The following is a 2,136-nucleotide window of genomic DNA, read 5'->3' as shown; positions in this document are numbered from 1 at the left end:
TGTTAGCTATATAGTAATCCTAAACGATTTGCTTGTTGAAAATTGTAGGGGTTTGGTCTCTAAATCCTGGCAGAAATGGAATTTGGAAACCAAGTCCTGTTAGATAAAATGATACAACTTCTGCCGAGATTGCTATATCCCTCTCTATAATAGAACTCCTAAGTGTATTTTTTACATTGATTTTCCTTTCTACAGCATTCCTGATCGCTGAAAAACTATACTATTCTAGTTGAATAAAAAGTCATGTATATGGGCAAGCGAACCCTGATAATTTTCATCATATCACAATTTTTGTGGGGATGCAACCGGATATTCTTTGAGGCGCGATTTTTTCAGGAGCTTCATAGAATGAAAATGTTGGTGATTTTCCACCCTAGGAGTGATGGATGGAAAGATTTGATGAGGCAAAAACCACTATATATTTTATTGGGAGTTTCACAACATGAAAATATTCCTCAATATTTGATGACCTCTGAGACAGGAAGTTTGGTTGAATAAAAAGTCATGTGTATAGGCAAGCGAACCCTCATAATTTTCATCATATCACAATTTTTGTGGGGATGCAACCGGATATTCTTTGAGGCGCGATTTTTTTCAGGAGCTTCATAGAATGAAAATGTTGGTGATTTTCCACCCTAGGAGGGATGGATGGAAAGATTTGATGAGGTAAAAACCACCATATATTTTATCGGGAGCTTCACAACATGAAAATATTTCTGATATTGCTCCTGGAGAAAATTCCTAAATATTCGATTATCTTAGAGCCAAGTTATTGATTATTTTCAAAGTCAACCAGATAAATTACTTATAATTTGTTGGTAGGGAGGAGATAGTTGAGATAAATTATGTAGTTTTCTCGGAAAAACAGTTCCTGAAATTCCTTTACCTCATCTGATGAAAAGTAAAACTAATTAATCAAGGATATATTTTTAATAAAATGACTACAGGAAATTTAATCATACTTTTTTGGGAGAAAGGAGATAGTTGAGATAAATTATGTAGTTTTCTCGGAAAAACAGTTCCTGAAATTCCTTTACCTCATTTGATGAAAAGTAAAACTAATTAATCAAGGATATATTTTTAATAAAATGACTACAGGAAATTTAATCATACGAGGAAATAAACTCAAACGTCAGAGAAAGTTAGATGAAGCCTTCGCGGAGCGTGGTGTTAGCCCTATCGCTCTCTATATACAAGCTATAGAATTAAATCCCGGTTTTGCTTTTACCTATTATGAATTAGGGGATGCTCTGGAAAAACAAGGTAATTTTGCTCAAGCCATTATTGAGTATGAAAAAGCTATTGAAGTGAATCCTAATATAGATTTTTTTCATCAGAGTCTGGAAACAATTAAAAGTAGGAAACTTGAGCAAAATCTTGATTTTACTTCCAATCAAATTAACCGTTTTTTTTTGTTGTGGGAATTTCCATGATTAAAAATGAGGAAGACGTTTTATAAACTTTCATTCGCCATAATTTGAACTATCTTGACTTTTTAGTATTAGCTGATAATGGTTCTACAGATAATAGTAGAAAAATAGTTAACCAACTAATGCAAGAAGGTTGAGACCTTTGTGTAATTGATGACCATAAAATGGCTTATACTCAAACTGATAAAATGACAAATCTCTACAGAAGAGTAGCTACATCATTCTTTCCAGAATTTATTGTTCCAATTGATGCAGATGAATTAATTCAGTCACCATCAAAAGAATCATTTATTAATTCACTTCAAAACATCCCTAAAAATGGGATAGGTCTTTATCCTTGGAAAACCTATATTCCTGAACCTACTAACACAAGTCATTTACTATCAAATTTTAAATACAGAAGAAAAAAAGAAAATCCACAGTATTTTAAAATCATTCTCAGAGCTAGTGTCTAATTGCATAAATTAATATATTTATTGAGCCAAGAAAAAAGCTTGAAACCTAAGGAAATTGAGAAAAAAAGAATATTACTAACTTTTGCAACTAAACACTAGCAGTAGTGTTAATTCTCAACTTAAAATCAATCAAGGTAGTCATGGAGTAACAAGCAAAAATGGCTATATTCCTAGTGTTGAATTATCAGATATTTGTCTAGCTCACTTTCCTATCAGAAGTTTTAATCAGCTTTTCAAAAAAATTTTACTAG

At 32.0% G+C, this 2,136-nt stretch carries 3 protein-coding genes; all 3 read left to right on the top strand.

The annotated features are described in order from the left end of the window. The first annotated feature begins 348 nt into the window (after positions 1 to 348). Positions 349 to 498, top strand: a complete 150-nt coding sequence (locus F6K22_RS39335; RefSeq protein ID WP_293110436.1) for a hypothetical protein — start codon at positions 349 to 351, stop codon at positions 496 to 498. A 590-nt stretch (positions 499 to 1,088) separates the two neighbouring features. Next, entirely contained in the window at positions 1,089 to 1,433 is a 345-nt protein-coding gene (locus tag F6K22_RS39330) for a tetratricopeptide repeat protein (protein WP_293110435.1), read from the top strand. Between the two features lie 161 nt (positions 1,434 to 1,594). Next, complete coding sequence (locus F6K22_RS39325; RefSeq protein ID WP_293110433.1) at positions 1,595 to 1,885, top strand: hypothetical protein; 291 nt, start codon at positions 1,595 to 1,597, stop codon at positions 1,883 to 1,885. The last annotated feature ends 251 nt before the right edge of the window (positions 1,886 to 2,136 follow it).

The organism is Okeania sp. SIO2F4 (assembly GCF_010672385.1).
In the GTDB taxonomy this organism is placed as follows: Bacteria; Cyanobacteriota; Cyanobacteriia; order Cyanobacteriales; family Microcoleaceae; genus Trichodesmium.
Note: the sequence above shows the minus strand (reverse complement) of the source record. Positions and strands in the feature narration are given on the sequence as shown.